At 65.1% G+C, this 26,600-nt stretch carries 25 protein-coding genes and 1 pseudogene; 11 read left to right on the top strand and 15 right to left on the bottom strand.

Translation table 11 applies throughout. From position 1 onward, the window contains the following. Positions 1–399, top strand: a complete 399-nt coding sequence (locus OIE68_RS31540) for a PPOX class F420-dependent oxidoreductase (RefSeq protein ID WP_327094627.1) — start codon at positions 1–3, stop codon at positions 397–399. Between the two features lie 242 nt (positions 400–641). On the opposite strand, the gene OIE68_RS31535 is transcribed toward OIE68_RS31540, so the two are convergent. Together OIE68_RS31535 and OIE68_RS31530 are read right to left on the bottom strand one after the other, a co-directional pair. Further along, entirely contained in the window at positions 642–1,844 is a 1,203-nt protein-coding gene (locus tag OIE68_RS31535) for a lipid-transfer protein (RefSeq protein WP_327094626.1), read from the bottom strand. After that, positions 1,837–2,259, bottom strand: a complete 423-nt coding sequence (locus OIE68_RS31530; protein ID WP_419150822.1) for a Zn-ribbon domain-containing OB-fold protein — start codon at positions 2,257–2,259, stop codon at positions 1,837–1,839. Before OIE68_RS31530 ends, OIE68_RS31535 begins: the two co-directional genes overlap by 8 nt. Positions 2,260–2,415: 156 nt before the next feature. Between OIE68_RS31530 and OIE68_RS31525 the strand changes: the two genes are divergently transcribed. Then, on the top strand, positions 2,416–3,195 hold the full coding sequence (locus OIE68_RS31525) for a GTP-binding protein (RefSeq protein WP_327094624.1): 780 nt from the start codon (positions 2,416–2,418) through the stop codon (positions 3,193–3,195). 495 nt (positions 3,196–3,690) lie between these two features. Here the strand turns inward: OIE68_RS31525 and OIE68_RS31520 are convergent, their stop codons facing one another. Continuing rightward, complete coding sequence (locus OIE68_RS31520; RefSeq protein ID WP_040685793.1) at positions 3,691–4,038, bottom strand: glycine zipper domain-containing protein; 348 nt, start codon at positions 4,036–4,038, stop codon at positions 3,691–3,693. Between the two features lie 605 nt (positions 4,039–4,643). Here OIE68_RS31520 and OIE68_RS47205 point away from each other — a divergent pair. Together OIE68_RS47205 and OIE68_RS31515 are read left to right on the top strand one after the other, a co-directional pair. Beyond that, positions 4,644–4,742: pseudogene (locus tag OIE68_RS47205) on the top strand (hypothetical protein); the annotation flags it as partial. A gap of 360 nt (positions 4,743–5,102) precedes the next feature. After that, a complete protein-coding gene (locus OIE68_RS31515) occupies positions 5,103–5,936 on the top strand; it encodes a hypothetical protein (RefSeq protein WP_327094623.1) in 834 nt (277 codons plus the stop codon). 20 nt (positions 5,937–5,956) lie between these two features. Here OIE68_RS31515 and OIE68_RS31510 read toward each other — a convergent pair whose 3' ends face one another. From OIE68_RS31510 to OIE68_RS31490, 5 genes are all read right to left on the bottom strand, one after another. Beyond that, positions 5,957–6,379, bottom strand: coding sequence for an NUDIX domain-containing protein (locus tag OIE68_RS31510; protein ID WP_327094622.1), 423 nt, complete (start codon positions 6,377–6,379; stop codon positions 5,957–5,959). Positions 6,380–6,462: 83 nt separating this feature from the next. After that, positions 6,463–7,254: a class I SAM-dependent methyltransferase gene (locus OIE68_RS31505; RefSeq protein WP_327094621.1), complete on the bottom strand. Its 792-nt coding sequence runs from the start codon at positions 7,252–7,254 to the stop codon at positions 6,463–6,465. 511 nt (positions 7,255–7,765) lie between these two features. After that, positions 7,766–8,323 carry a class IV adenylate cyclase gene (locus OIE68_RS31500; protein ID WP_327094620.1) on the bottom strand — a complete coding sequence of 186 codons (558 nt, stop codon included), beginning with the start codon at positions 8,321–8,323 and terminating at the stop codon, positions 7,766–7,768. A gap of 584 nt (positions 8,324–8,907) precedes the next feature. Then, complete coding sequence (locus tag OIE68_RS31495) at positions 8,908–9,639, bottom strand: MerR family transcriptional regulator (RefSeq protein WP_327094619.1); 732 nt, start codon at positions 9,637–9,639, stop codon at positions 8,908–8,910. Positions 9,640–9,678: 39 nt separating this feature from the next. Next, positions 9,679–11,058: a serine hydrolase domain-containing protein gene (locus OIE68_RS31490; protein ID WP_327094618.1), complete on the bottom strand. Its 1,380-nt coding sequence runs from the start codon at positions 11,056–11,058 to the stop codon at positions 9,679–9,681. A 283-nt stretch (positions 11,059–11,341) separates the two neighbouring features. Between OIE68_RS31490 and OIE68_RS31485 the strand changes: the two genes are divergently transcribed. The 5 genes from OIE68_RS31485 (at position 11,342) to OIE68_RS31465 (ending at position 16,122) form a co-directional block, all read left to right on the top strand. Beyond that, positions 11,342–12,889, top strand: a complete 1,548-nt coding sequence (locus tag OIE68_RS31485) for a serine/threonine-protein kinase (protein WP_327094617.1) — start codon at positions 11,342–11,344, stop codon at positions 12,887–12,889. Between the two features lie 191 nt (positions 12,890–13,080). Further along, positions 13,081–13,479 (top strand): TOBE domain-containing protein, encoded by a 399-nt coding sequence (locus OIE68_RS31480; protein ID WP_040685875.1) that lies wholly within the window; start codon positions 13,081–13,083, stop codon positions 13,477–13,479. 5 nt (positions 13,480–13,484) lie between these two features. After that, on the top strand, positions 13,485–14,264 hold the full coding sequence (gene modA / locus OIE68_RS31475) for a molybdate ABC transporter substrate-binding protein (protein ID WP_327094616.1): 780 nt from the start codon (positions 13,485–13,487) through the stop codon (positions 14,262–14,264). Continuing rightward, the gene (modB, locus tag OIE68_RS31470; protein WP_327101888.1) at positions 14,264–15,076 is read left to right on the top strand and encodes a molybdate ABC transporter permease subunit; all 813 of its coding nucleotides are present in this window, start codon (positions 14,264–14,266) and stop codon (positions 15,074–15,076) included. Before modA ends, modB begins: the two co-directional genes overlap by 1 nt. After that, a complete protein-coding gene (locus tag OIE68_RS31465; protein WP_327094615.1) occupies positions 15,073–16,122 on the top strand; it encodes an ABC transporter ATP-binding protein in 1,050 nt (349 codons plus the stop codon). Before modB ends, OIE68_RS31465 begins: the two co-directional genes overlap by 4 nt. 186 nt (positions 16,123–16,308) lie before the next feature. Here the strand turns inward: OIE68_RS31465 and OIE68_RS31460 are convergent, their stop codons facing one another. The 3 genes from OIE68_RS31460 to OIE68_RS31450 form a co-directional block, all read right to left on the bottom strand. After that, complete coding sequence (locus OIE68_RS31460; protein ID WP_327094614.1) at positions 16,309–17,346, bottom strand: alpha/beta hydrolase family protein; 1,038 nt, start codon at positions 17,344–17,346, stop codon at positions 16,309–16,311. Between the two features lie 151 nt (positions 17,347–17,497). Next, positions 17,498–18,142, bottom strand: a complete 645-nt coding sequence (locus OIE68_RS31455) for a dihydrofolate reductase family protein (protein WP_327094613.1) — start codon at positions 18,140–18,142, stop codon at positions 17,498–17,500. Between the two features lie 205 nt (positions 18,143–18,347). Continuing rightward, positions 18,348–19,268 carry a MerR family transcriptional regulator gene (locus tag OIE68_RS31450; protein ID WP_327094612.1) on the bottom strand — a complete coding sequence of 307 codons (921 nt, stop codon included), beginning with the start codon at positions 19,266–19,268 and terminating at the stop codon, positions 18,348–18,350. Between the two features lie 72 nt (positions 19,269–19,340). On the opposite strand from OIE68_RS31450, the gene OIE68_RS31445 reads away from it, so the two are divergent. Beyond that, positions 19,341–19,988 (top strand): maleylpyruvate isomerase family mycothiol-dependent enzyme, encoded by a 648-nt coding sequence (locus OIE68_RS31445; RefSeq protein ID WP_327094611.1) that lies wholly within the window; start codon positions 19,341–19,343, stop codon positions 19,986–19,988. A gap of 806 nt (positions 19,989–20,794) precedes the next feature. On the opposite strand, the gene OIE68_RS31440 is transcribed toward OIE68_RS31445, so the two are convergent. From OIE68_RS31440 to OIE68_RS31430, 3 genes are all read right to left on the bottom strand, one after another. Beyond that, the gene (locus OIE68_RS31440) at positions 20,795–23,080 is read right to left on the bottom strand and encodes a heavy metal translocating P-type ATPase (protein WP_327094610.1); all 2,286 of its coding nucleotides are present in this window, start codon (positions 23,078–23,080) and stop codon (positions 20,795–20,797) included. Between the two features lie 34 nt (positions 23,081–23,114). Then, the gene (locus OIE68_RS31435) at positions 23,115–24,020 is read right to left on the bottom strand and encodes a hypothetical protein (RefSeq protein ID WP_327094609.1); all 906 of its coding nucleotides are present in this window, start codon (positions 24,018–24,020) and stop codon (positions 23,115–23,117) included. Positions 24,021–24,176: 156 nt separating this feature from the next. After that, a complete protein-coding gene (locus tag OIE68_RS31430) occupies positions 24,177–24,932 on the bottom strand; it encodes a carboxymuconolactone decarboxylase family protein (protein ID WP_327094608.1) in 756 nt (251 codons plus the stop codon). 119 nt (positions 24,933–25,051) lie between these two features. On the opposite strand from OIE68_RS31430, the gene OIE68_RS31425 reads away from it, so the two are divergent. Next, positions 25,052–25,609: a TetR/AcrR family transcriptional regulator gene (locus tag OIE68_RS31425; RefSeq protein WP_327094607.1), complete on the top strand. Its 558-nt coding sequence runs from the start codon at positions 25,052–25,054 to the stop codon at positions 25,607–25,609. Between the two features lie 237 nt (positions 25,610–25,846). On the opposite strand, the gene OIE68_RS31420 is transcribed toward OIE68_RS31425, so the two are convergent. Continuing rightward, positions 25,847–26,557, bottom strand: coding sequence for a sterol desaturase family protein (locus OIE68_RS31420; protein ID WP_327094606.1), 711 nt, complete (start codon positions 26,555–26,557; stop codon positions 25,847–25,849). Between the last annotated feature and the right edge of the window lie 43 nt (positions 26,558–26,600).

Below are 26,600 nucleotides of genomic sequence, written 5' to 3'. Positions count from 1 at the left end.
ATGACCTTCACCATCAATGAACAGCAGTTCCTCGCGGAGGCCGGGATCGGTCGGCTGGCCACGGTGTCGCCCGACGGCGTTGTGCAGAATAACCCGACCAGCTATCGGGTGAACGCCGACGGCACGATCGACATCGGGGGCATGCGGATGCGTGCCAGTCGCAAGTACCGCAATGTCGAGGCGGGCAGCCGGGTGTCGTTCGTCATCGACCAACAGGTTTCATTGGAGCCATACGTGATTCGCGGCATCGAGGTACGCGGCACGGCCGAGGCGCTCGATGACGAGGAGCCACCGTTCCAACCCCAGGAACGCGCGGTCATCCGAATTCACCCCGAACGGGTCATCTCCTGGGGCATCGACAGCGGATCCTTCGACTTCACCAGTCGCGGCGCCGAGTAGTCGGGCATCGTGGGCGATCCCACAAGAAAGGCCGTCACCGACCGTCCGGTAGTGAGCGGAATGGACCGCGTCAGCGAGTGAGACCGGGCACCACGACATCGGTTACGCCGACCTTCGCTACGGTACTGGGGATCTGATTCAGCAGGACCATCGGTCAACATCCAGCGACTATGGCTTCATCGCGGTCGATATACGAAAACCCGGGTATCGCCCGGGTTTTCGCAGCGTGGATCGGCCTCGGTTCAGCGGGTGGCGATGATTGCCGAGCCGTGACCGAAGAGGCCCTGATTCACCGCGATGCCTGCACGGGCGTTCTCCACTTGGCGGCTGTCGGCCTGGCCGCGCAACTGCCACGTGAGTTCGCAGATCTGAGCGATCGCCTGCGCGGGGATCGCCTCACCGAAGCAGGCCAGCCCACCGCTGGGGTTCACCGGTACGCGTCCACCCAAAGTCGTTGCGCCGCTGCGCAGCAGGTCCTCGGCGCCGCCCGTGTCGCAGAGCCCGATGTCCTCGTACCAATCCAACTCCAGGGCGGTGGAGAGGTCGTAGACCTCCGCGAAGGACAGGTCGGAGGGACCGAGCCCGGCCTCCTCATACGCGGCGTGCGCGATGGCGGATCGGAACGTGTGCGGCGGGGGCTCGACGGCCACGGAGGAGTCCGTCGCGAAATCCGGCAGGTCGAGGACGGTTTTCGGGAACGTCGGCGTGACCGTCGACAGCGCCCGAATACGGACCGGGTCGGTGACGCCGTGGCGGCGGGCGTACTCCATCGAGGTCAGCACCAGTGCCGCACCGCCGTCACTGGTCGCGCAGATGTCGAGCAGCCGCAGCGGGTCCGAGACGATCGCCGAGGCCGCGACCTCCTCGGCCGCGACCTCTTTGCGGTAGCGGGCGTACGGGTTGTTCAGGCCGTGCTTGGCGTTCTTCACCTTGACCGCGGCGAAATCGTCGAGCGTGGCGCCGTGCAGCGCCATCCGGCGGCGGGCATAGAGCGCGAAATAGATGGGGTTGGTGGCACCGAGCAGGTGGAAGCGCAACCAGTCCGGATCGTCGCGGCGTTCACCGCCGACCGGCTGGAAGAAGCCCTTCGGGGCGGCATCCGCGCCGATCACCAGCGCTACATCGGTCAATCCGGCCAGGATCTGGGCACGCGCATTGGCGATGGCCTGCGCACCGGAGGCGCAGGCGGCGTAGCTGCTCGAGATCCGCGCACCCGACCAGCCCAACGCCTGGGCGAATGTCGCACCGGAGACGAAACCGGGGTATCCGTTGCGGATCGTGTCCGCACCGGCGATATAGCCGACGTCGAGGTGGTCCACCCCGGCATCGGCCAGCGCCGCGCGTGCCGCGACCAGCCCGTATTCGACGAAGTTGCGTCCCCACTTGCCCCACTGGTGCATGCCCGCACCGAGGACGGCAATGTCGCGATTATTCGTGTCAGGCATCGACCGGCCTCCACATCCACACCGTGTGCTCCGCTTCCTCGTCCTCGTACAGCACGCCGAGGGTCAGTTCGACCGGCATGCCGACGGCCAGGTCGTCCACCGTGAGGCCGCGCTGGACCTGCCCGAGAATCACCATCTGCTCGACCTCGAGCTCCACCGCCGCGACGACATACGGCTCGAACGGATCGGGCGAGACATAGGGCGGGGGCGGTTTGTACCGGGCATCCGCGTATGACCAGATCCGGCCACGCGTGGAGAACAGGTACTCGACCAGCTCGGAGCCGTCCTTCGGACTTGCACACTGCGGGTTGCGACAGGCCAGCGTGTTCCGCGGGAAATACGGTGTGCCGCACACATCGCAGCGACTTCCCACGAGACGTACCGCGCCGTCGTCCGCAGTGAACCAATCTGCCACCGCGGGGCGTTGTTCTTTCTGCACAACCCGACGCTATAGGAACATGTTCTAGTTTGGGGCTGAAATCCGCTCCGGCGATGTACGCGCGGAGGTACGGTGACTGCGGATTGAGGACGCGACGAGACCCTCGAGTCGACTTGGAGTACCACAACGCCGATGGGCACCAAAGCCATTGACCCGCAGTCGATCCGCAACGTCACGATCATCGGGGACCCCGACGAGACGACGCGAGTCGTCCACCGCCTGTTCCGCCGTTTCGCCAGGACGGCGGCCACGGTCCATTGGGTGACGAGCCGCGTCGATCACGCTATCCACATCGCCGAGCTGTCGAGCCACGCGCCCATCGCGGACCTGGAGCGGTCCGTCCGGGTAGCCGACGGGGTGATCGCGGTCGTGAACGCTGCCGTGAAGAGCACGCCGCGACTCGAGACGATACTGCGCCTTGCCGACGACCATCAGGTCGCACGGCTGTGTCTGGTGACCGGACTGGGTCATCCTGCCGCCGACTTCGACCGCTGCGTCCGCACGATCGCCGAGACGCGCGGGGCGGTGCCGTTGACGTTGCAGATTCCTATCGGCATCGGCACCGAGTTCGAAGGCGTCATCGATCTGGTCCCGATGTGGGCGCTCGAACCGATGGCCGTCGAATTCTATGGCAGCCATTGGAAAGTCGCCGAGCAGCGGTACCGCAACCTCGTGGCCACGGTGATGGAACAGGACCCGGCAGATTCCGACGCTATCCTCGGCTTCCGACAGATCCCACCCGAACACTTGCACGAGCGCATCCGCTGCCTCACGCGCATCGGCGACGCTGTGCCCGTCCTGTGTGATGCGGCGCCATGGAGTGACGACATCGCCCCGCTCCTGGACGCCATCGTCCGGTATCTGCCGTCGCCGATGCACGTCTGTCAACCGGAACATGCCCTCGACTATTGACGGACGCCTGGTGTCAGGTGATAGGCCGTTGTCGGATGATCCTGCAGGCCAGGTGTTCTCACTTCATCAGGTCAGGCAGATCTTCCGGGCAGGTGTGCCGTGACGCAGCAAGTCAGCGCTCGCCCCCAAACGCGGTGCCGAGATCACTGCAGGCGTGCCAGCCTGTCTCGGTGCTGCGAATCCATTGCTCAGCGCGATCGGTGCGGCGGCCGGGTACTCGGTCTAGCAGGACCGACTACCACCGGGGCGAACTGATCGCCGAATACGGGGACGGGAAATCTCGTCAGCCGACGTTCGTCCTTATCCGACCCACGAGTCTTCCCCAAGACCGTTTCGCCACATCGAGTAACCAAACGAAGACAGCCGGTTCACCGTTGGTGCGAGCGGAACGCGGTGTCTATCCGCACCACAAGGTGAGTGCAGGGGCGGTGAACGAGTCGAGTCCGAGCAGCGTGCGCTGCTCGGACTCGACGAAAAGGGTTGTGTCCTAGGGGATCAGGGCAGCACCTGGGGGATGACGCCCGGGTTGACCGAGCCGACGATCCCGCCGATCAGGGCGCCGATAACGGTGGGCACGGGGTCGATGAAGGAACCGGTGGCGGAGCCGATCGCAGCGCCCGCAGCCGCGCCGTTCAGCACTGGATCGGGGTACTGCGCGTCAGGGTTGGTGGTGACATCCTCCAGTGGGAGCCCGGCGATCGGCTGGGCAACAACCGGAGCCGCCGGAGCAGCAGCCTGATCCGCGGAGGCGGAAGACGCGCCCGCGAATACGACGGCTGCAGCTAACGGCAGGGCACTCACTGCAAGGACGCGACTCGTCTTGATCAGGGCAGAACGGAACATTGTTTTCCTAACCTTTTGGGCCCTCGGAACAACCGAGTCCACTACTTCATCAGGGGGAGACTGCCTGTTGCTGCTCGGATGAATTGACAGCAATCGAGCGGCCACTACTGCGCACCGCGCCCGACGATACTGCGCTACACGCGAATTCGCACATTATCGGCATCACAAAATGATCACCGGAGATCTGAGCAGACAGCCGGGTTCCATCGGATCAGCGCAGCACCGGTGCGCTTGCGCGAATAGCGCCGTTATGTGGCGAATTGGCATCCGCGCATCGGCATTTCGGATGATCGAGAGGGGTAGATGCTCGGCCGAGCACGAGATGCTGACCTGACCCTGTTCGTCCATTCGCGAATATCTTCGGTGTATACATGTGGCGACACGCCACCAGGATTCGCGAATAACTGCCGTCATAGCTCACGGACAGAGCCACTTGGCCGAGCAGGCTCGCAAACCTTTCGCTCGATGCTGTCCTTTGCCAGTTGATCTGACGTATTGCCGCCGTTGTGGCGCAAGTTGGGGCCTTCTGCCATTAACCTGACGCGCTCGGTGAGCTTTACAGCGTGTTCATCGATGGGTGTTCATCGATGTCGAGGTCACTTCGGGCCGCTACCGGTCGGCGAGCGACGTTGTCCGTTCGGCATCGCGGCTGTTCGAAGAATCGTGAGACCCAGTTGCCTGTGCTGGGTGAGGCTTTGATCGACGGTGGCGCAGCGGACCGTCCAGCGTTCGATTTCGATGCCTTCCTCGCCCGCCGCAGCCAGGTGAAGGTCTCCTCGACCGGGCCTGCATCGCGGCGGAGACGATCGTGCCCCCACAGCAGCGCGCGGGCACTTTCGACGAGAGCGCGCGGCTCCTTTTCCGGCCGTTCGCGTCGATCTGGAGGCAATCTGGGGCTGCGGTGGATGCCGACCAGGCGCGTCATCCACGAAAGCCTCTGCCCAGGAAGCGACGTGCCGGGAGCGACACCGACGCTGCTGCCCGTGACAATGGTCGCGGGAATACGATCGGCTCTGAGTTGCGGGCGACGGGAGAGCCCGTTGCGGAATCGAAGGGCTACAGGGATGACCGATTCCGAGCGCGGACCTGGTGGTCGGCCTCCTATGCTGGGTGGCGTCGATCCCGCTGCGCGGCAACCGGATCCGCCGACAGGCGGCTGGGGCATGCCTTACGTGCCACCTGGCCAGGGATATGGGCCGACACTGTCGTATCCGCCACCATCGACCGGCAACGGCAGAACAGGTTTGATCATCGCCGGTGCACTCGGCCTGGTGGTGGTGCTGGGGCTCGGTGTGGTGATCGGCATCGTCGTCGGCGGTGGCGACAGTAGCAGTGAGTCCGCCGGTGCCTCGGCTACTGCCCGGTGGGAAACGGGGACCTATTCGATGAATGCGATCACCAACGCATGCGACCTTGTCGATCCCACGCCGTTGACCAAGTGGTCGCCCACGCCGAAAGGTGCTCCCGAGCATAGGGAAACGCGGCCAACCGCCCACGAGAGCGGCAGCCTGAAGTGCGATGCCGGATACACCAGCGCGACCGCCGGCGAGTTCCCCATGAACAAGGCCGGCATGAGCGTCGAGGCCGAATTCACCAACGGTGCGGCGGCGCCCTTCTACGACCATTGGAAGCACGCCGATCTCGCCACACCCGAAGCGGAGTCGGCTTCCGGTGAGGTCACCGGAATCGGCAATCAGGGCTACTGGTACTCCGAAGTCAGAGGAAACCTCGTCGCGAACATGGCCTACGTCGTCTGTGTGCAGGACGGCAATGTCTCGGTGCGGGTGAAGATCTCCCTCACGCGTGAGCAGGGTTCTCCCGCGGTGCGGCGGGACGAACTCGATTCGATCGCCAGGTCCCAGGTCCGCAGGACGCTGGACGGTCTACGGGAGAAGTAGCTCCGCGTAACGCGGCCGGGCTATTTGTCGGCGTTCCAGCTGTGCCAGAACGATCTGGTGTGGCTTGCGATGACGGCTTTCAGAGCGCTGGGGCGTAGGTCTGTGGTGTCGATCTGGTCTATTGGGAGCCAGTCGAATTCGAGGTGGTTTTCTTGGCTGGTCGGTGTGCCGTCGAGTTCTGCTTCGAAGATGAGATTGACTTCGTGGTGTGCGTTGCCACGATCGGTGTACCCGTGCTCGATTACACCGGCGAAGCCGGTGATCCTGCCTGCGGTTCCGAGTTCTTCGGCGAGTTCGCGGATGAGTGCGGATTCGACGGGTTCGCCGGGTTCGACATGTCCGCCGGGGAGGAAGGCCCATGTTTTGCCGCGTTCGCGTGCCACGAGTAGCCGACCGCCGTCGCGGATGATCGCGCGGGCAATGATTTCGGTGGCGGCGCTCATCGGTGGCTGTTCGTGTCGAAGGTCGTTTTTGGTGTGGGTGGGGTGATTTCGGAGTTGTCCAGCCTGTATTGACCGTCGGCGCATTAGAACCGGAACCGCACGATGCGGGTGGACCGTTTCATGCCCGGCAGCAGGTTCAAGAGGCGGAACATGCGGCGTACGTTCGCGGGCGCCTTGGCCATCAGCACCGGTGAGTCGTTCATCGGCGCCTCGTCGACGTATTCGAGGCGCGGGTGCCAATCGGCCAGCGCGGCCGGATCATTGAAGCCGCAATGGAACTGGGTGTCGTATTTGCGCAGGGTGGGGTCCCATTTCGAGGTGCGCCATGCCCAGACCGGCACCGTGTCGAACTGTATCTGGCCGGTGGGGAAGGCGTCGACGACGCTGGTCAGCAGCCGCCGGAGGTCGGCCTCGGTCAGGTAGGGCACCAGCCCCTCGGCGATCATCAGCACGGGCCGGCCGCGGGGGATACGGTCCAGCCAGGTCAGGTCGGTGACGCTGGAGCCGATCAGGGTGTAGTGCTCTCGCGGCGGCAGGAATTGTTGCCGCAGTTCGATGATGGAGGGGTAGTCCAGGTCGTACCAGTCGACGGTGGCGGGCGGGTCGATCCGGTAGACGCGGGCGTCGAGGCCGCAGCCCAGGTGCAGCACGACCGCGTCGGGGTGATCGGCGAGGAAGCTTCGCGCCCAGTCGTCGTGGGCCTTGGCGCGTACCACGGCGGCAAGGCCCATCTGGCTGGTGCCGAATCTGCGTTTGTCGTAGTCCGGGTCGAGGCGACGCATCGCCTGCTCGGCGTATTTGTCGCCGAGGATCGGGTCCCACAGCCGGTTGTCCAGTGCTTTGGCCCTGAGTACAGGGCTGATGGTCTTCTGCACTCCGACGAGTCCAGTGTCTTTCACGCCAGCGACACTACTCACGTTGTCGGCCGGTGCTGCAGCATGACCGGTCTGCTCACGCCGAACATGATGCGGTGGAACTGAATCGTCAGATCAGGGCAATGGATCAGCTGGTAGCAGATGTGCGGTCCGGACGGGGCGGCTGCCGGAGACGGCCAGGGAGGTGTTTCCGCGGAGGACGATGCGGCCAGACAGATTCGCCACCAGCGACGTCGACGACCGCGGGCAAACGGGCTCAACCAGTTCGAAATCGCCCGCAGCCGTGCAGATTTCCTTTATATGCGACCAACGTTGGTGCACCCGTCGCTGAGCGCTCCTCGATCTACGGCTTTCCCGAATGCCTGCCTCATGGTTCCGGCCGTGCGCCATCGGCTTGCCTGCTGATACGTCGATGCTCAGGTTGCTCCGGCAGCTGTCTTGCGGCTGCCGGATTGCAAGCCGAAGCCGCCACTCCGCCAGGGCTTTTGGACCCTGAGGCCCAAACCTGCGACTAGGCCCCGGTGGTATCGCTGAATAGCAGTGTCGGTTCGGTGAGAATGTCGCGGCTGGTCTCGCTCTTGTAGATTTCATCGACGCTGCCGAAGCGCGCCTCGGCGTAGTCGAGGCCGAGTTGGTCCGCTGCGTGGCGGACCGCTGCTTCGTCCGGTCCCTCGATCTCCAAGAAAGTCGGCAGGTCCGGCCAGGTATCGAGGTCGAACACCACGTCGCCCAGCTGCCATTCTTCGCGGTAGTTCTCCTGGTAGCGGAGCTCTTGCAGGCCGAGCTTGGTCAGGATTTCGGCCATGGCGTGCAGATCACCGACGGTCGTTTCGATCTCGGTGGTGCCGTCGATTGTGCTGGCATCGGTGACTTGCTTGAGGGTGAGCGTCGAGCGAGAGCCCTCATCCCGGAGCCGCACCCACGCGCCGCGGGCGAGCGCATCATTCTCGAATATCTTGCGGGTCAATAGCATTCGTGCGAACGACTGGGTGGCACCAAGAGCGGTGAGCTTGGTGCGTACGGCGTCGACATCGATGGCCAGGAACTTGGCTTCGTACTCGTGCTTCATCGAGGCTGGATCCGCCTTTCGTGTGGTTTGTCCGGGGACTTCGTCGCGATGAGAACGCCCATCCGGTGAGTGTGGTCGTGGGGCTGGCCGACGTGGGCCCGTTCGAGGAACGGATCGGTCTGCAACGTGAGTAGCACGTTCCACGTGCCCGGCGCGAAATGGCCTGCGAGTCGATCCGGGAAAGGTAAGGAGGAGACTGGTCTCGACGTCACCACCATCACGAACTACCTCCGGCGAGTTCGACTACCAGTCCGGCAGCGGCAAGAAGAGCCGTCAGTTCAACTTCACGGTCGACGAGTACCGACACAGTGCAGCTGACCGAAGACGACGCCTACATGTGGACCAGCCTGGCCGAGGAAGTACCGGTTACGGATGTTGTGAAACAGGTTCTGGCGCGGTACCGGGAGATCTGAACGGGCACAGTCAATTCAGCCGCGCAGAGGTGCCAAACTGAAGTCTCTACAAACGCCAACAGCCCGCTCTTGAAACGGAACAGGCTACGTTGATGGCGCAGTCGGAACTCCTTGTCTTCTGCCAGTCGCATAGGTTCTGGAGCGTGTCGATCTGACGCTGAGACGCGAGCGTTACACGGTCGTAGAATTCTGGGTGATCTGCGCTAGCCGTTCCCAGGCGGGCGAGGTGATTCCGACGGATTCGTTCACCAGGCGGATCAGCTTCGGATCCAGCGTCGGGGTTGTCCGGCCTGCTCCGGTGCGTCTGCCGGTCAGCCACCGTCGGGTGCGGTCGGCCAGGTTCGCCAGGCGCGGGTCGTCGGGGGACCAGTCGAATGCTGCGTCGTAGTCGAGGTAGATGGCTGCGAATTCCGTGTCGTCGATGGCGTCGAGCTTGTCGGCGACCCAGCCCGCCGCCTGTTTCGGGGCGACCGATTGCAGCAAAATCCAGAGGTCGCGCTCCATCCGGACTGCCCGGTCGCTGACCCCGAGTTGTTGCAGGCGATCGAGGTACTCGGTGACTTCGGTGGACACGAACAGTCGGTCGCCGGAACCCAATTCGGCGATCCGCTCACGGGTTCGGCGGATCTCCTCGGCGCGTTCGACGAGCATGCGGTCGATCTCGGCGATCGCCGCCGCGAACTCGTCGGAGTTCGCGGTGAGCAATTCCTTGACACGCGCCAAGGGCACGCCGGCCTGCGCCAGTGTCTTGATCTTGACCAGATCGATGGCGTCTTCGGCACGGTAGCGGCGATAGCCGGAGGAGTCGCGCGGCGGCTCGGGGAGTAGGTCGCGCTCGTGGTAGACGCGCACGGCCTTGATCGTCACACCCGCATACCGCGCGAGCTGGCCGATTGTGATCATGCGCGTCTCCTTCGAGGGTGTGCCACCTATCCGCGGCTGTCATCGCACCCGGGCGAACAGCCGACCGGCGAGATCGATTCCGGCCACGGCGCCGGATTCGTCACGGGTGAAGAACCCGCGTTGTCCTTGCAGACCGCCGCCTGTGACGATGTACTCGTCCGCGTCACCGGGCAGCAGGCCGAGAGTAGCGGGTGGCAGGTCGGGCGGCAGTTGGGTGTCCGCGGCGGCACGTATCTCCGGTTTGATGGCGCATTCGATCGTCAAGCCGGTCCCGTCGGTGTCGAGGGTGAGCCGCATCATCTCGTTGTCGTAATGTCCGAGGATCTCCGTTGCCCGTGCCCTCTCGTAGGGCAGCGGTTCGGGGTCGCGTTCAACCACGCCGAGGTAGTGTTCGAGCACCCACTTCACCACGGCTCGGTTGAATGCGAGGCCCGCGTCCGGGCCCGCGTTCGACATCACGGCGACGGCGAAATTCCGCTCCGGCACGACGAGCAAGTCGGCGAACTGGCCATTGGCCGACCCGCCATGCCCGATGGTCGCGACACCGTCCGCCTCGCGCAGGAACCAGCAGATGCCGAACGCGTCACCCAGTGTGCTTCCACGCAGTTGCACCGTCTGCTCCCGCATCCGGTGCAGCAGTTCGGTGGGCAGAATGCGCTCGCCGCCCTCGGTCTGGCCGTCACCCAGATGGAACCGCGCCCAACGCAGCAAATCACCCACGGACGTCACCACGCCGCCACCGGGGTTGTTGGCGCGGTTGTCCTTCCACTGCCCGGCGACCGCGAGCGCACCGTTCGCATCGACGTTGTGGCCCACCGCGAACCGTCGGGTCATGACGTCGTTGATCGCGTAGCAGCTGTGTGCCAGCCCGAGCGGTTCGAACAACAGCGACGCGATGGCCCGTTCGAAGCTCGATCCGGTGACGTTCTCGACGATCCGGCCGGCCAGGTTGAACCCCGCCTGGCTGTACGACGCGCGCGCTCCCGGGTTTCCGATCAGCTGCGACTCGGCCAGTTTCACCGCGTGCCGCGCTAAGGCGTCGTCTCCTTCGCCGGTGTCGTCACTGAGGCGCCATTCCAACCCCGCCGTATGGTTGAGCAGCCGCAATACGGTGATCTCGTCCGTGGCCGCATCAGCGGCGGCGAATTCCGGGACATACCGACGCACCGGCGCGTCCAACTCCACCCGGCCCTCGGCGACCAGCCGCATCAACGCGGTCGCGGTGAATGTCTTACTCACAGACCCGACCACGAACATTGTGTCCCGGTCCACCGGAAGCGGATTGTCCACGCTCGTCACCCCCTGGCACGCGAAGTCTTCTCGACCACCGACCAACACCCCGACGGCGACGCCCGGTACGCCCAACTTCTCGGCCGAGGCCGCAACGAATTCCGAAAGTTCCTGGGTTATCTCGTTCATGCCACCATGCTCGAACACTGCCCCGGGGGCAAGGTCAAGCCCCTAGGCGAAACTCGCCGCCCTGGTCATCGCCGCCATCGCCGTCAAGGAAGGCGTCAGCGCTTGGCACGGCGACACCTGTTGTCCCAGTACTGAAAAGTTCTGAAAGGTCTGTTGAGGCCCAACATTTGGGTTAACTCAGGCTGTTGACCAGCGTTCTTGTGAACCGTCGAAACAGGGTTCGAATCCCGTCATCCGCTCTCCCGGTCGCGGGGGCATCTATTCGCAGCGATACGGTCGGAGTGTGTCGGTGCAGAGCGCTGGCGGCTCGTTCGGGAATTACCACCTCGAACGCTTGGTGGGTCGTGGCGGTATGGGTGAGGTGTGGCTGGCGCGCGACCGCGCCGGTGGCACCGTCGCGTTGAAGGTGTTGTCCGCGGCGTATTCCGCCGATCCGGGCTATCGGCGCCGTTTCGAGCGGGAGGCGCGGCTGGGCGCCCAGGTGCGCAACCCACACGTCGTGCCGATTCACGCTTTCGGTGAGGTCGATGGTCATCTGTTTTTGGAGATGGACTACATCGAGGGCATTGATCTGGCCACGCGGCTGCGGTCGGGTGCGTTGGTGTCGGCTCGGGCGGTCGAGGTCATCACCCAAGCGGCGGAGGGGCTGGATGCCGCTCATGCGGCGGGGCTTGTTCATCGGGATGTGAAGCCGGGCAATATCCTCGAGGACACCAGCGGTTTCGTATATTTGATCGACTTCGGTATCGCCCGCGCCGTGGATGGCAGCGCCCTCACGGCGACCGGCTTGGTGGTGGGCACGTTGGGCTATATGGCGCCGGAGCGATTCACCGGCACGGCCGATGCCCGTTCGGATGTCTACTCGCTGGCCTGCGTGCTGTATGAAACCCTCACCGGGAAGCTGCCGTATGGCGAGGGTGACCCGGCACAGCAGATGCATGCGCATTTGATGTCCGAACCCCCGCGTGCGTCACGGGCTGCCGGAGGTGTCTCGCCGGCGCTGGACGCTGTTATCGCCCGCGGGATGGCCAAGGAACCGGGGCAACGCTATGCCAGCGCGGGGGAGTTCGCCGCCGCGGCAGGTGCGGCTTTGGGCGGGCCCGTGTCGGCGCAACCGGCCTCTGCGAGATCGGGCAGTCACCCGCTTACTCGAGTTATTACCGCCGTCGGCCCGCCCCCGACCTTGGCCGAGCCCCGGTCGGCGCCGCAATCGCCCGAGCCCCGGACACTCTCACCAGCGCCTCGGCGAAAGCTGTTGGTGCGCCGATGGTTACCGATCGCCACCGGTCTAGCACTTGTGGCTGCAGCGGCACTGTGGCTGCTGAACAGCGACCTCGGGTCCGACTCCGCTCCAGGCGCGGCGACGACCGCTGCTGCCTCGACCGAATGGCCGCCGCACTCGACCGGTGGGCAATCCCCGGTTCCGGCTGGTGCGGTTCGTGACGGGAACTTTGCTTTCCTCGTGACCGAGGTCGCGTCCAATGTGAGTCGCACCGGTTCGGTAGCCCCGGGTGGTTCCTACACCATCGTGACGCTGTCGGTCACGAACGTCTCACAACATGGCCAAGTCTTCCGCATCGCCGACCAGCGCCTGATCACTGCCGCTGGCCGCTCCCTCGTCCCCGACGTGACTGCGACCACCGAACTGAACCCGTCCGGCACCGGTGTCGACCAGATCGATCCCGGCAGTACCCGCACGATTCGGCTGGCCTTCGACCTGCCCGGCAAGGACAAGAACGGCAAGAAAAACGACAAGAAGAACGACACCCCGAGCCGGCTGGTCCTGCACGGCGCGCCGTCGTCCTCTGGCGTGACCGTGCCGGTCGGCTAGCAGCAAGCCGAACGGAACCTCACAGGGTTGCCGGAGTCGGATCGTGTGCCGACGTGGTGTAGGTCGTCGGTGACGTCGTGTTTCGGATAACTCTCACGGCCTGAGCCCGCCGCGAAAGGTATGGATAACGATCCGCTGGCGCGTGTGCATTCGGCTATGCATTCCGCGGATACGGCAATATGCTGCCAATCGTGTCGAATCTGCGGATCAGTGAGGTTGCTGCGTTGATGGGTGTCAGCGATGACACCGTGCGGCGGTATATCGATCAGGGCCGACTCAACGCGATTCAGCTGGATAACGGGCGCAAGGGGGTGAGCGGCCGCGAGCTGGCGGAATTTCTGCGGGCCAACTCGGAGGCCCCGGAGCCGGGTGCCACGGTGGCGGTCTCGGCGCGGAATCGGATGCGCGGGATCGTGACACGCATCGTGAAGGACACGGTGATGGCTCAGGTCGAGATGCAAGCCGGGCCGTTCAGATTGGTGTCGCTGCTGAGTCGGGACTCGGTCGACGAACTCGGCCTGGAGGTCGGCAGCATCGCGGTCGCGTCGGTCAAGTCCACCCATGTTGTTGTAGAAATCCCGGAAAGTTGACGAGGATGATTCGCTCGCTGAGCGCGGTTGCTCTGACCGGAGCTGTCGCATTGACATTGGTCGGTTGTGGATCGGACAAGTCGTCCGATCCGGCCCCCACCGACAAGATTTCCGGCACGGTGACGGTATTCGCGGCCGCATCGTTGACCGAGACGTTCACCGAGTTGGGCAAGCAGTTCGAGGCCGCTCATCCCGGAGTCGAGGTTGTGTACAGCTTCGGTGCGAGTTCGGCGCTGGCCCAGCAGATCAAGCAGGGCGCCCCGGTCGATGTGTTCGCCTCGGCCGCGCCGAAGAATATGCAGCAGGTCGTCGACGCCGGCGATATCACGGCAACGCCGGTGACGTTCGTTCGCAACCGTCTCGAAATCGCGGTCCCCAAGGGCAATCCCGGCCATATCACCGGACTGGCCGACTTCGGCAAGACCGAACCCAAGATCGCGCTGTGTGCCGAACAGGTGCCATGTGGTGCCGCCGCGAAGAGCGTATTCGAGGTCGCCGGCGTGCACCCGCAGCCCGACACCCGTGAGGCCGACGTCAAGGCAGTACTGACGAAGGTCACCCTCGGTGAGGTGGATGCCGCGCTCGTCTACCGCACCGATGTCGAGGCTGCCGGTGACAAGGTGGAGGGCATCGACTTCCCCGAGGCGGACAAGGCGATCAACGACTATCCGGTAGCGCCGCTGGCCAAGGCACCCAACTCCGCGGCCGCCGCGGCGTTCGTCGAGTTCGTCCGGTCCGACCGAGCACGCACGGTGTTCACCAAGGCGGGATTCGACAACCCGTGATCCGAACTTCGGGCCGGCGGCGGGTGGCGCGCGGGCGGCGACCGCTCGTTCTCGTGCTGCCCGCCGTCTGCGGTTTGGCGTTTCTGTTGTTGCCGCTGGCCGGGCTGCTGCTGCGCGCGCCTTGGCGCGGTCTGCCCGACCGTTTGTTCAGCGCCGAAGTCGGCCAGGCGCTGCGCCTTTCGCTGGTGTGTGCGAGCTCGGCGACTGTCGTCTGCCTTGTTTTCGGGATTCCCTTGGCGTGGTTGCTCGCTCGCGGTGAGATCCCCGGGCTCGGGTTCGTACGGGCGCTGGTGACGGTCCCGCTGGTGCTGCCGCCGGTGGTCGGCGGTGTCGCGTTGCTGCTGGTATTGGGCAGGCGCGGGATCATCGGCCGCTATCTGTACGAGTGGTTCGGTGTCTCACTGCCTTTCACCACCGCCGGGGTCGTCGTCGCCGAAGCATTCGTGGCGATGCCGTTTCTGGTGATTTCCGTCGAGGGTGCTTTGCGGGGAGCTGATCCCCGCTACGAAGAAGCCGCCGCCACTCTGGGCGCGTCGCGTTGGCTGACTTTCCGGCGGGTCACCTTGCCCTCGGTGATGCCGGGTGTGATCGCGGGTGCGGTGCTGTGCTGGGCCCGTGCGCTCGGTGAGTTCGGCGCCACGATCACCTTCGCGGGCAACTTTCCTGGTACGACGACGACCATGCCGCTGGCGGTCTACCTCGCATTGGAAACCGATCCCGAGGACGCGATCGTGCTCAGCTTGGTGCTGCTCACCGTGTCGGTGGTCGTATTGGCCGCGCTGCGGGACCGGTGGACGCGAGGAGCGCTATGACACTCGATGCCGAAATACGCGTCACCCGAGACAAATTCGAACTCGATATCACCCTCAGCGTGGCACCGGGCGAAGTCGTCGCACTGCTGGGTCCCAACGGTGCGGGCAAGACCACCGCGCTGCGGGCGCTGGCCGGACTCACCCCACTCACCGGTGGCAGCATTCGTCTCGACGAAAACACTTGGGACGCACCGCCGAAGCTGTTCATCCCGGCTGAGCGGCGCGCGATCGGCGTCGTATTCCAGGATTACCTGCTGTTCGCGCACATGTCCGCCCAGGACAATGTCGCCTTCGGGCTGCGCGCCCGCGGGCAGCACCGCCGGGCCGCGCGCGACCGCGCGAAGTATTGGCTCGACCGAGTCGGCCTCGCCGAGCACCTGCACGCCAAACCGCGTGCGCTGTCGGGCGGTCAAGCGCAACGTGTCGCGCTGGCCCGTGCGCTGGCCACCGATCCGCGGCTGCTGCTGCTGGATGAACCGTTGGCGGCACTCGACGCCAGCACCCGTTTGCAGGTTCGCGCCGACCTCGCCCACCATCTCGCCGACTACACCGGACACACCGTGCTGGTCACCCATGACCCGCTCGATGCCATGGTGCTGGCCGACCGCCTCGTCATCGTCGAAAACGGCAGCATCATTCAGGAAGGCCCGCCCAGCGAGGTCGCCCGCAGACCACGCTCGGACTATGTCGCAAACCTGGTGGGCCTCAATCTTTATCGCGGCAGCGCCCACGGCAATGCCATCGATCTCGATGACGGCGGCGCACTCACGGTCGCCGAGCCTGCCCAGGGCGCTGTACATGTCGCGTTCCCGCCGAGCGCGGTGAGCCTGCACCTCGAACAACCAACGGGCAGCCCGCGAAATACCTGGCCGGTCACCGTGGTCGGGCTCGAACAGCACGCCAACACCACCCGGATTCGCCTCGATGGCAGCCCATCCGTGCTCGCCGACGTCACCCCCGCGACCGTCGCCGATTTGCGTCTTCAGATCGGAGCGCCCCTGTGGGCCGCGGTCAAGGCCACCGAAATCCACACCTACCCGGCGTGATACGGCCCAGTTACGACTCCGCCGCTACGGCTTGCGAATCGGCGACCGGGATGTGGCGACAGTCGCCGCAACAGGTGATGGCCGGTCGCTGCGGCATCGGACACAGCTCGCCCCGACCTGCGGCTGGTCCAGGTCGGGGCGAGGAATACCGTCACATGGGTGGTAGTTGTGGCCGGTCAGGGTCGGTCAGTAGAGATCTTTGGACAGAACCGGCCATGATTGCTTGAGGTCGTCCTGCCAGTAGCCCCAGGTGTGCGTGCCGGTGGGGGGCAGGTCGAATGTCGCCGGAATTCCCAACTGGTTCAACCGGTTCTGGAGGTTGTGCGAGCAGGCGCTCATCGCCGCCTCGATGATGCCGCCGACGACGACGTGGTTGGCCACACTGATCGGGTTGTACTTGTCGTCGCCCATGATGAACGGGTCGCCGGGAGCGTCGTGCGCGCCGGGCAGACCGCCGCCCGCCGCAACCCAGAGGTTCGTTCCGCGCAGTTTGTCCGCGTGCAGGACCGGATCGTTCGCTCGCCAGAGCGGGTTGTCCGCGGGTCCCCACATATTGTCCGGGTTACCGCCGCCCCACGTTTCGACCGTGGTCTGCACGAACTTCTGGCCGATCGGATCACTGGTCTGCGCACAGCCGCTGTAGGCGCCGACATTCTGGAACAGGCCGGGCTTGGTGATCGCCAGCATCAGCACCGATGTCCCCGCCATCGAGTAGCCCGCGATCGAGTTCTTGCCGTTGGTGCCGAGCGCCGCATCGATGATCGGTGGCAGCTCCTCGGTGTAGAAGGTCTGCCATTTGTTCACGCCGAGAACCGGATCGGTCGCGCGCCAGTCGGCGAAGTAGCTCCACCGGCCGCCGATCAGCTCGACGACGTTGACGTTCTTGTCGGCGAGGAATTGTTTGGCGTCGGTCTTCTGGTCCCAAGAGGCGTTACCGTCGACGCCACCGCCGCCGCCGTTGACCAGATACAGCGTCGGGCGCGGGACCGAGTTGTCTGCGGGTAGATCCACCAGGACCGGGAACGTCCGATCCATGGCCGTGGAGTGGACCTCGAGCTGCAGCTTGCGGTCGCCGAGGGGCTCTACTTTCTCGATGTAGGAACCGTCCGGTGCCTTGGCCGCGCTGTTGATCGGTGCGGCCGAGGCCGCAGGCGCCACCAGGCTCACTCCCGTGCCGACGACCGTCACAGCGGCGGCCGCCGCAACGAGAACTCTGAATCGCATACCGGGTCTCTCCTGAAAATCGCATCCGCGCAACGTGCAAGCCCGTTTAGGTAGTCCACCGAATGGGCAATCGTTACTACCGTAGATCGAATCGGACGCCGGTTGCGGCCGGAAGCCCCCAGTCCTGGGGGTGGTGTGACCGAGGGTTGTGTCACTTTCGCCAGAAGAAGTGATGTACCACGCCGCTCGGGCTCGGGATCTGCTCCAGATGAAAACGGTCGATGAGTTCGTCGGGGCTGGTCCACAGCCTTTCGCCGCGACCGAGTTCGATCGGTGCGACGGCGATGTGCATGTTGTCGATGAGATCGGCGTCGAGGAATGCCCGGACTGTGGCGACACCCCCGCCGATTCGCACATCCTTGCCCTCGGCGGCGTCGAATGCCCGCGCCAGTGCGTCTTTCGGAGACACGTCGAGGAAGTGGAATGTGGTGTCCCCCAGGGTGATCGATGGGCGCACATGATGAGTGAGGACGAAAACCGGTGTGTGGAACGGGGGTTCGTCGCCCCACCAGCCTTGCCAGTCGTAGTTCTCCCATGGACCCCGCTGCGGACCGAATTTATTGCGCCCCATGATCTCGGCGCCGATGTTGTTGGCGAAGTCTCGGGTGCAGTAGTCGTCGAGGCCGTAGGTGCCGCCGGGGTCGGTTCGGTTGGGCCAGTGGGCGGTGGCGCCTGCCCAGGAGAAGAACGCGCTCGGATCGGCGTGGCCGAATGGGTGCTCGCGGCTTTGTCCCTCGCCGGCGCCGTATCCATCGCTGGAGACGTTGAAGTTCTGAACTCGGACCAGCTGTGTCATCGGAATCCCTTCTGGTTGCAATGTGCAATCGGTTGGGAATCTACCTAGGCTGATCTCACTGTGCAACCAGTTGTCGTGGCCCGCGACGATTCTCCGTTCCACTCGCTTGAATGGAAGTGCTTGCCGAACGAGCCGCCGCCTATCGCCGAGCAGCTGCCGAGCGCGGATCGTCCGCATTCCGGTCAGGTTGAACAGCTACCGGTGGTCATGCGCGAACGTCATCGGCCCACTGCGCGAGTGCTTGGTACAGCCAGTAGAGGGCGGTTCCCGCGTTGGTGGTTCCGGTGATCTGGGTGGTGAGTTTCCAGTAGCGATGGATGCGCGGGTCGTTGTCGGGCGCGTTGTCGAGGAGTCGGTGTCGCAGGCGCGGGGTGTCGCGGTCGCGTCGGGCGGTGGCATGCGCGTCGATGAACCGGTCGAGTTCTGGGCCCGGGTGCGGTTGTGTGCCGAGCGAGGCCACGGCCGCGCATGCTTCGGCGACCCCGGTGACCAGTGCGAGTTTGTCGTGGATTCGGGTCGGGTTCGTCCGCCAGAGCTGTCGTGACATCGCGGTGGTGCATGCGGGATCGATGATGTGGGTGGTGAGTTCGGCGAAGGCGACGATGTGCTGAGGGGTCGGATCGGCGGGTAGCTGCGGGATGTTCATCGCGATGAATCCGTCGAACAGTGCCGGTGGAATCGGGGCGAGCAGTGTCCGCCAGAAGGTCACCAGATTGTCGCGTGCGCGGTCCCGATCTTGTACGGACGCAAGCAGTTCCAACCGTCGGGCGCGTTCGGCGGGTGGCGCATCCTCGACGGCGCGTAGCGATGCGCGCCGCCAGGACAGCACGCCGAGTTCGGTGTCGAGTGCGGCGCGTTCCGCGGCGATCGCATCGGCGATCGACAGGGTGCCGGTGAGAACCTCGATGATTGCCGACAGGCTCAGGCCGAGCATTCGGAGGCGACGTACCAGCAACACCTGATCGACCGTGGTAACCGGATCGAATAACCGGTGCCCGCCCCCGCTGCGCCGCGACTCCAGTACCCCGTTGTCGCAGTAGAAGCGGAGCGTGCGGACCGGTACCCCGGTCACTCGCGACAGCTCCCCGATACTCACGAGGCCGTCGCGGTGTGTGTTATCCGTCACATTCGCTGGAACCTCCACCTCGGTGGAGTTCCTACCCTACTGGAACACCCACCGGGACAAGGAGATACGCGGATGGCCGAGGACACGATGATGAGCACCGACCAGATCTGGCGGGCAGTTGCCGCCGAGCGAGCCAGTCTGGTCGAACTTTTGGAGCCGCTGTCGGAAGTCGACTGGGATCATCCTTCGCTCTGCGATGGCTGGCGAGTCCGCGACGTCGTCGCGCACATCGTGCTGTCCGCCCGCGCCTCCATCGGCTGGATCCTGATCAATGTGATCCGCGCCCGCGGCAGCCTGGACCGGGCGATTCGCGATACCGCTATCCGTCACGCGGACCGCATCACGACCCAGCAGCTGCTCGGCGAGTTGCGCGACAGCATCGACGCGCGGGTCACGGCGGTCGGCACCACACCGGCCGATCGCCTGATGGACCTACTGGTGCACGGCCAAGATATCGCGGTCCCACTCGGCATTACCCGCGATATGCCGGTCGCCGCGGCACGAGCAGCCATTCACCGAATCTGGACAATGGGCGCCCCGTTCCACGCCCGCAAGAAGTTCACCGGCTACCGCCTCGCCGCAACCGACACCAACTGGTCCGCCGGCGACGGATCCGCCATCACCGGCCCGGTCGCCGCCCTGCTCCTGATCGTTACCGGTCGCCAGCACGCATGGGATCAGCTCACCGGTGCCGGCGTAGCGCTATTTCCGCAACATTGACCGCAGCGGGCAAGTTCCATCGTCATGCCGGATATCCCAGATTTCCGCGATCGAAGGAACGATTTTCATAGGTGGCTGGGCATTTTCCTGATACGAAACGTCCTAAAGTCCCATGAAGGCATCGAGTGTGTAATCAGAATGCAATTCGGACCACAATCTTCATCCCCTTTGTAGACTTCGAAGATCGTATTGGCGCCAACCTCTCGCATACGCGAAAGGTAGCGGTTCGTGCCGAGGGGGCATCGGACCAATGGAAGTCGACGTGGGATCCAGCGGCGCCGCATGTTGTCACGGTCACCTTGATCGGACCTATCGGGCGAATGGCATCGACGTCGTGGTCGATCTGAACATATACCGCGGGAGGGACTTCGGGGTTGTCCATGATGGGCATCGGCTGGCTCCTGAGGTGCGGTGACGGGCTGTGGTGACCGGCCAGTCGACACTGCCTCGACAGGGCACAGGCGTCCAGGCGATAGTCCGCCGGGCGAACCGGGTCCGAGGGCGTCCGACCGCGTTCATGTAAACGCGAAATTTCTTGCTGGGAATTGACTGGCAATGTCGCGAGAGGTTGCCGAGAGTATCGCGCAGCTGATTGTGGACGCCTTTGGGTCGCAGTAGTTTTCGATTGCTGATCGTTGCTCTACGAAAGGTCGAACCGATGATTCTGCTCTCCCTCTTGGCCATGACCGGAAGTGCCGCTGCTGCATGGGCCACCGGAAGTGCCGCGGCGGGTCTGGCAAATAGCGGCATTCTGCAGTGAGCCATGGGATCGGGCGGGACGGCATATACGCCGTCCCGCCCGATTCCTATCGAGCGGTGGAACGGAAGCCGCGCAGGCGCAGACTGTTGCTGACCACGAAGACCGAGGAGAAGGCCATTGCGGCGCCCGCGAGCATCGGGTTCAGCAGTCCGGCCATGGCGAGCGGAATCGCCGCCACGTTGTAGGCGAAGGCCCAGAACAGGTTGCCCTTGATGGTGCCGAGGGTCCTGCGGGACAGTCGGATCGCATCGGCGGCCGCCCGCAGGTCACCGCGGACCAGGGTCAGGTCGCTGGCCTCGATGGCGACATCTGTTCCGGTGCCCATCGCCAGGCCGAGGTCGGCCTGGGCCAGTGCCGCGGCATCATTGACGCCGTCGCCGACCATCGCCACCACCTTGCCCTCGGCCTGCAGCCGCTTGACGGTGTCGACCTTGTCGGCGGGCAGCACCTCCGCGATCACCTCGTCGATACCGACCTGTGCCGCAATGGCTTTCGCCGCGGCAATATTGTCGCCGGTCAGCATGATCGGGTTGAGACCGAGTGCCTTCAGCTGCGAGATCGCTTCGGCGGAAGTGGGTTTCACCGCATCGGCGACCACGAGCACGCCGCGTGCCTTACCGTCCCAACCCACCGCGACGGCGGTCTTGCCATCGGTTTCGGCAGCGTGCATGGCCTGCTCGAGGTCGGCGTCCAACTGCTGCGACCAGTCCGCGAGCAGCCTTGCGCGCCCGACGATCACCGCATGGCCGTCCACCACACCCTGCACGCCGAGGCCCTCGATATTCGCGAAATCCTCGACCCGCCGCAGCGCACCGACCTTATCCCGGGCACCCTTGGCAATCGCGTGGGCGATCGGGTGCTCCGACGAATCCTCCAGCGCCCCGGCCAGTGCCAGCACCTCGGCAGTGTCCTCACCCGCAGCGGCAATGACATCCAGCAGGGTCATCTTGCCGGTGGTGACGGTGCCGGTCTTGTCGAGCACCACGGTATCGACCCGACGGGTCGACTCCAGCACCTCCGGACCCTTGATCAGAATGCCCAGCTGCGCACCTCGACCGGTGCCGACCAGCAGCGCCGTCGGCGTGGCCAGTCCGAGGGCGCATGGGCAGGCGATGATCAGGACCGCGACCGCGGCGGTGAAGGCCGCGGCGACCGAACCGCCGGTTCCCAACCAGAATCCGAGCGTCGCGACCGACAGTGCGATCACGATCGGCACGAAAATTCCGGAGATCTGGTCCGCCAACCGCTGTGCCTGCGCCTTTCCGGTTTGCGCGTCCTCGACCAGTTTCGCCATCTGAGCCAGCTGGGTGTCGGCGCCGATGCGATTGGCGCGCACCACGATCCGCCCGCCGACATTGACCGTCGCACCGACCACCGCATCCTCGGGACCGACCTCCACCGGCACCGATTCACCGGTGAGCATCGAGGCGTCGACCGCCGAGGAACCCTCGACGACCACGCCGTCGGTGGCGATCTTCTCACCGGGCCGCACCACGAAGATGTCGCCAACGCTCAACTGCTCGACCGGAATTCGCTGTTCTACTGTGTTTACCCACCCCGCCGACTCCGTCGGCTGCCGTCCCCCTGTGCCGCGCAACACCGAAACTTCCTTCGCGCCCAGCTCCAGCAGCGCCCGTAGCGCCGCCCCGGCCCGCCGCTTGGAGCGCGCCTCGAAGTAGCGTCCGGCCAGGATGAAGGTGGTGACGCCGGCCGCGGCCTCCAGGTAGATGCTGCCGGTGCCGTCCATCCGCGCAATGGTCAACTCGAACGCATGCTTCATGCCGGGCATACCGGCCGTGCCCCAGAACAGCGCATACAGCGACCAGCCGAACGCCGCGAGCGTGCCCATCGACACCAGGGTGTCCATGGTGGCGGTGCCGTGCCGCAGGTTGGCCCACGCGGCGCGGTGGAAGGGCAGTGCGCCCCACACCACGACCGGCGCGGCCAGCGTCAGCGAAAGCCACTGCCAGTTGTCGAACTGCAGCGCGGGCACCATCGCCAGCGCGATAACCGGAACCGTCAGCATCAGCGAAACCAGCAGTCGGGTCAGCAGCGCCGCCGTCGGATCCTCGTCGGCGGCGGTTTCCGCGGGTTCCTCGATCCTCGGCAGCGCGGCGGTGTAACCGGCCTGCTCGACGGTGGCGATCAGCTGCTCCGGTGAGATATCACCGCTGAAGTCGACCCGCGCCTTCTCTGTCGCATAGTTGACCGTCGCGGTGACGCCGTCGAGCCTGTTCAGCTTCTTCTCGATGCGATTGGCGCAGGACGCGCAGGTCATGCCACCGATCACCAATTCGACCTGTCCGGCGGATGGTTGTGTCGCGGTGGTCATCGTGTGCTCCGTTCTATGCGAATCAGGGTAGTGATCAGTGGCCGTGTCCGGCAGGTTCCGCTGCCGGGATGGGCGCGGAGCCGGCAACCGAGAGGGTGAATTCGGCGGTGCGAACCACGCCTTGGTGCTGGAAATCCAGGAAGAGTCGGTAGTCGCCCGTGCTCGGCGCGTCGACGTAGAAGGTAATGCCTGGTCCGGCCGGGGTCACACCGTCGCCGGGGCTGCCCTCCGGATGGACGTGCAGGTAGGCGAGGTCGGCGGCGCGCAATGCCACCAGGTGACCATAGGCCCCCAGGTAGGGCTGCAGATCGGTGACCGGTGTGCCATTGCGGCTGACCGTGAGCACGACCTTCGAGGCCTGGCCCGGCGTGACCGTGCCGTTCAGCGCGACGGTGTACTCACCGACCTGCGCGGTAGCCGACGGCGCGGGCAGCGCCCGGGCGTCGTAGTTGCCCGCGACCCGCAGATCGGCACCGAGCGTCAGATTCTGACCGCCATCAGGTGTGAAGTCGGCGAAGACCCGGTAGTCACCGGCGCGGGTGAGATCCAGCGGGACGCTCCAGGCTCCGGCTTGGTCGAGTACCGGATGCACGTGCTGGAAGGCGGCCATATCGCGGCGGACCACGATGAGGTGCAGATCCTTGTCGTGGCTGCGGACGTAGCTGGTGACGGGTGCGCCGTCGCGGTTCAGGATGCGAAACCGCAGCGGAACATTCGCCGCCGCGGTGGTCTGCGGGGTATCCAAGCGCAGGGTGTAGCCGTTTTCGCTGGCCATGAGTCCAGCGGGCAGCTCGTCGGACTCGCCCATGGCCTCGTGTCCCTCGGCGTCGTGCGCGGACTCGGTGGGTTCCGGCCCGAGCGCGGCACCGACGGCCAGTGCGATCCCGAAGACCGCCGCGAGACCGAGGGTGAAGCCGGTGAACTTGTTTGCTGCGTTCATCAGGAGGCTCCGTTCGGATTCATTCGGCGGACCGTCCCGTCGAACTCGGCTCTACCATACCCCCCTAGGGTACATTGTCAATATGGTACGGGGTGAGGGTATGCAGACGAGAGCCCGGCTCGGTACTGGACCGGGCCGGGCTCTGGTCTGCGATGCTCAGGCTTCGGGGCGGTAAGTGACCAGCGCCACCGCGGGCGCCGAAACCACCTGTACCTCTGCCGACTCTGCGATCTTGACGTGCAGGAATCCACCCTCGATCGACACCTCGACGTCATCGATCGTCCGAACCGGCTGTCCATTCCGGTCGAGCAGTGAATACCCGCCGACCAGAGCGACTTTGGTGGCCTTACGCCATTTCGCGTTCATTGTGTTGTCCTTCGTGGGTTCGGCGGGAGGAAAGTCCAGCTCCGGCTGTGCGACGTGATTGAAATAGTTCGACAGGACATTCAGTGCGATATGACCGACCACCTCGCTCAACTCGGCATCGCTCACGCCACGCTCGCGGGCCGAGTCGATGAAGCGATCGTCGACCCGGCCGCGCGATCGCAGCACCTCGCGCGCGACCTGCAGTACCGCATCCGCGTGCGGATCATCGGCGTGCGCCGCACGGGTGGCCGCGATGGCCTCCTCGGTGAAACCCATCCGCCCCGCTCGCATGCTGTGCGCGGCAACGCAGTAGTCGCAACTGTTTTCGCTCGCGACCAGCAGGGCCAGTTGTTCGCGGATGCGGGCCGAGAGCTTGCCGCGGGTGAGTGCGTCGCGCATGTTCAGGTATCCGCGCAGTGTCGCGGGGCTGTTCGCCATCGCGGCGTAGAGATTCGGAACCCGGCCCAGTTGGCGCTGCACCTCGGCGAGCAGGTCGGCCTGCTCGGCGTCGGCGGTTTCGGTCGATACAAGCGGTAGCCGAGACATCGTGACTCCAAACTCGAACGTGATGGTACTGATCGGTACCGGATTGAAACGGTACTGATCGGTGCCGAATGCGTCAAGCTGGATGGTACCGATCGGTACCGTCCTGGTAGGGTGATGCCATGGCAACACAGGCCAAGCAGCGACTACTCACCACGGCCGAGGAACTTTTCTACGCCGAGGGCATCAGGGCGGTCGGCGTCGATCGCCTGCTGCAGGAGTCCGGCGTCGGCCGTGCCTCCTTCTATCGCCACTTCGCGAGCAAGGACGACCTGGTCGTCGCCGTACTCGAGGACCGGGATCGGCGCTGGCTGGCGTGGTTACGGGAGTCCGTCGAAGCGAAGGCGAGCGACCCGGCGGACCGTCCACTCACGGTCTTCGACGCACTCTCGGAGCGCTTCGCCCGCAACGACTTCCGCGGCTGCGCCTTCATCAATACCATGGTCGAAGTGGCCGATCCGAGCTCGGCCGCCCATCAGGCCGCCGATCGGCACAAGCGACGCGTCATCGACTACCTCGCCGAATTACTTACCGCCGCAGGCCGTTCCGACGCTGCCGAACTGGCGGCCGAGTTCGCACTCCTCGTCGATGGCGCAATCGTCACGTCTGTTCGCGAGGCGACCCCGGCCGCCGCCGACCGCGCCCGAGTCATCGCCCAACGTCTGCTCGCGGCGAGCTGAGACTGTCGGCGGATAACGATCCCGCCCGGCCGCTTATCGACGCCGATTCAATTGGCGTGCACCATGATCTGCCCGCCGACATTGACGGTTGCGCCGACCACCGCACGATCTCCCGGGGCCGGCGTGCCTGGGCGACGCCGACCACCTCGGCCATCTCGCACCAGCGCAGCGTGGCCCGGAGGCCGCTAGGTGTGCGGCGGCGAAGGCTGGAAGCGCCGCGCTGGTGGTGCCCGGGCTTCAGGCCGAGTGCAGGTGCCGGGCTGTCGGGGAGGTTTCCGTGGTCGCCGGATCGGGATAGGTGCCGAGCAGACGGTCGGCGGTGCCGGAGGTGGTCACGGTGAACCAGTAGTGCTCGTTCTTGTAGTGGTGGTGGCGATGGTTGCGCCAAACCGCCCGGTAGAGCGAGCCTTTCGGCTTGTAGTCGGTGTGGATCAGGTAGTGGGTCCACTCGTAGCCGAGGCCGAGGGCGGTGATCATCAGCAGGAAGGTCAGGCCGAGGCCGAGGCGGGGAAAGGCCAGGGTCGCGATCGCGATCAGGACGACCACCAGTACCGAAAGCGTCTTGGTCGGGATGAAGATCAGCGGGATATTGCGCGGATCCACATGGTGCTCACGGTGTTTGCGCGCCAGTTCGCTATCGATCGGGATCGGGCCGAGTTGCCTCGGCCGCCAATGCAATACCGTGACGTGCACGATCCATTCGAAGACCGGGAAGACCGCGAGCATGAACGCGGGCACCAGCGCATCGGTCGATTGCCAGTCGCCCATGATGATTCGGGCGACCAGCGCCGCCACCAGGGTGGTGCCGATCAGCCATGGCGAGGGGTGCCGGATGAATTCGCGGAAGGCGGCGGCGAGGGTGAGGCCGCGGCGCAGGGGCCGCTCGTCTTGACGCACAGGCTCGCGCGTTGTGGCCGAATCCTTGCTGGATGATTGTGGTTTCGTCATGGTCTTTCCTTGGTGGAGCCAGTCGGTGCCGTCCATTCGGTGG

The organism is Nocardia vinacea (assembly GCF_035920345.1).
In the GTDB taxonomy this organism is placed as follows: Bacteria; Actinomycetota; Actinomycetes; order Mycobacteriales; family Mycobacteriaceae; genus Nocardia; species Nocardia vinacea_A.
The sequence above is the reverse complement of the archived record's forward strand: the minus strand, read 5'-3'. Positions and strand labels throughout refer to the sequence as shown.

Excerpts from the sequence above, each read along its gene's own strand:
- OIE68_RS31540 (WP_327094627.1), top strand. The coding sequence starts at position 1 with ATGACCTTCACCATCAATGAACAGCAGTTCCTCGCGGAGGCCGGGATC.
- OIE68_RS31535 (WP_327094626.1), bottom strand. The coding sequence starts at position 1,844 with ATGCCTGACACGAATAATCGCGACATTGCCGTCCTCGGTGCGGGCATG.
- OIE68_RS31525 (WP_327094624.1), top strand. The coding sequence starts at position 2,416 with ATGGGCACCAAAGCCATTGACCCGCAGTCGATCCGCAACGTCACGATC.
- OIE68_RS31520 (WP_040685793.1), bottom strand. The coding sequence starts at position 4,038 with ATGTTCCGTTCTGCCCTGATCAAGACGAGTCGCGTCCTTGCAGTGAGT.
- OIE68_RS31515 (WP_327094623.1), top strand. The coding sequence starts at position 5,103 with ATGACCGATTCCGAGCGCGGACCTGGTGGTCGGCCTCCTATGCTGGGT.
- OIE68_RS31510 (WP_327094622.1), bottom strand. The coding sequence starts at position 6,379 with ATGAGCGCCGCCACCGAAATCATTGCCCGCGCGATCATCCGCGACGGC.
- OIE68_RS31500 (WP_327094620.1), bottom strand. The coding sequence starts at position 8,323 with ATGAAGCACGAGTACGAAGCCAAGTTCCTGGCCATCGATGTCGACGCC.
- OIE68_RS31495 (WP_327094619.1), bottom strand. The coding sequence starts at position 9,639 with ATGATCACAATCGGCCAGCTCGCGCGGTATGCGGGTGTGACGATCAAG.
- OIE68_RS31490 (WP_327094618.1), bottom strand. The coding sequence starts at position 11,058 with ATGAACGAGATAACCCAGGAACTTTCGGAATTCGTTGCGGCCTCGGCC.
- modA (WP_327094616.1), top strand. The coding sequence starts at position 13,485 with ATGATTCGCTCGCTGAGCGCGGTTGCTCTGACCGGAGCTGTCGCATTG.
- OIE68_RS31465 (WP_327094615.1), top strand. The coding sequence starts at position 15,073 with ATGACACTCGATGCCGAAATACGCGTCACCCGAGACAAATTCGAACTC.
- OIE68_RS31460 (WP_327094614.1), bottom strand. The coding sequence starts at position 17,346 with ATGCGATTCAGAGTTCTCGTTGCGGCGGCCGCCGCTGTGACGGTCGTC.
- OIE68_RS31455 (WP_327094613.1), bottom strand. The coding sequence starts at position 18,142 with ATGACACAGCTGGTCCGAGTTCAGAACTTCAACGTCTCCAGCGATGGA.
- OIE68_RS31445 (WP_327094611.1), top strand. The coding sequence starts at position 19,341 with ATGGCCGAGGACACGATGATGAGCACCGACCAGATCTGGCGGGCAGTT.
- OIE68_RS31440 (WP_327094610.1), bottom strand. The coding sequence starts at position 23,080 with ATGACCACCGCGACACAACCATCCGCCGGACAGGTCGAATTGGTGATC.
- OIE68_RS31435 (WP_327094609.1), bottom strand. The coding sequence starts at position 24,020 with ATGAACGCAGCAAACAAGTTCACCGGCTTCACCCTCGGTCTCGCGGCG.
- OIE68_RS31430 (WP_327094608.1), bottom strand. The coding sequence starts at position 24,932 with ATGTCTCGGCTACCGCTTGTATCGACCGAAACCGCCGACGCCGAGCAG.
- OIE68_RS31425 (WP_327094607.1), top strand. The coding sequence starts at position 25,052 with ATGGCAACACAGGCCAAGCAGCGACTACTCACCACGGCCGAGGAACTT.
- OIE68_RS31420 (WP_327094606.1), bottom strand. The coding sequence starts at position 26,557 with ATGACGAAACCACAATCATCCAGCAAGGATTCGGCCACAACGCGCGAG.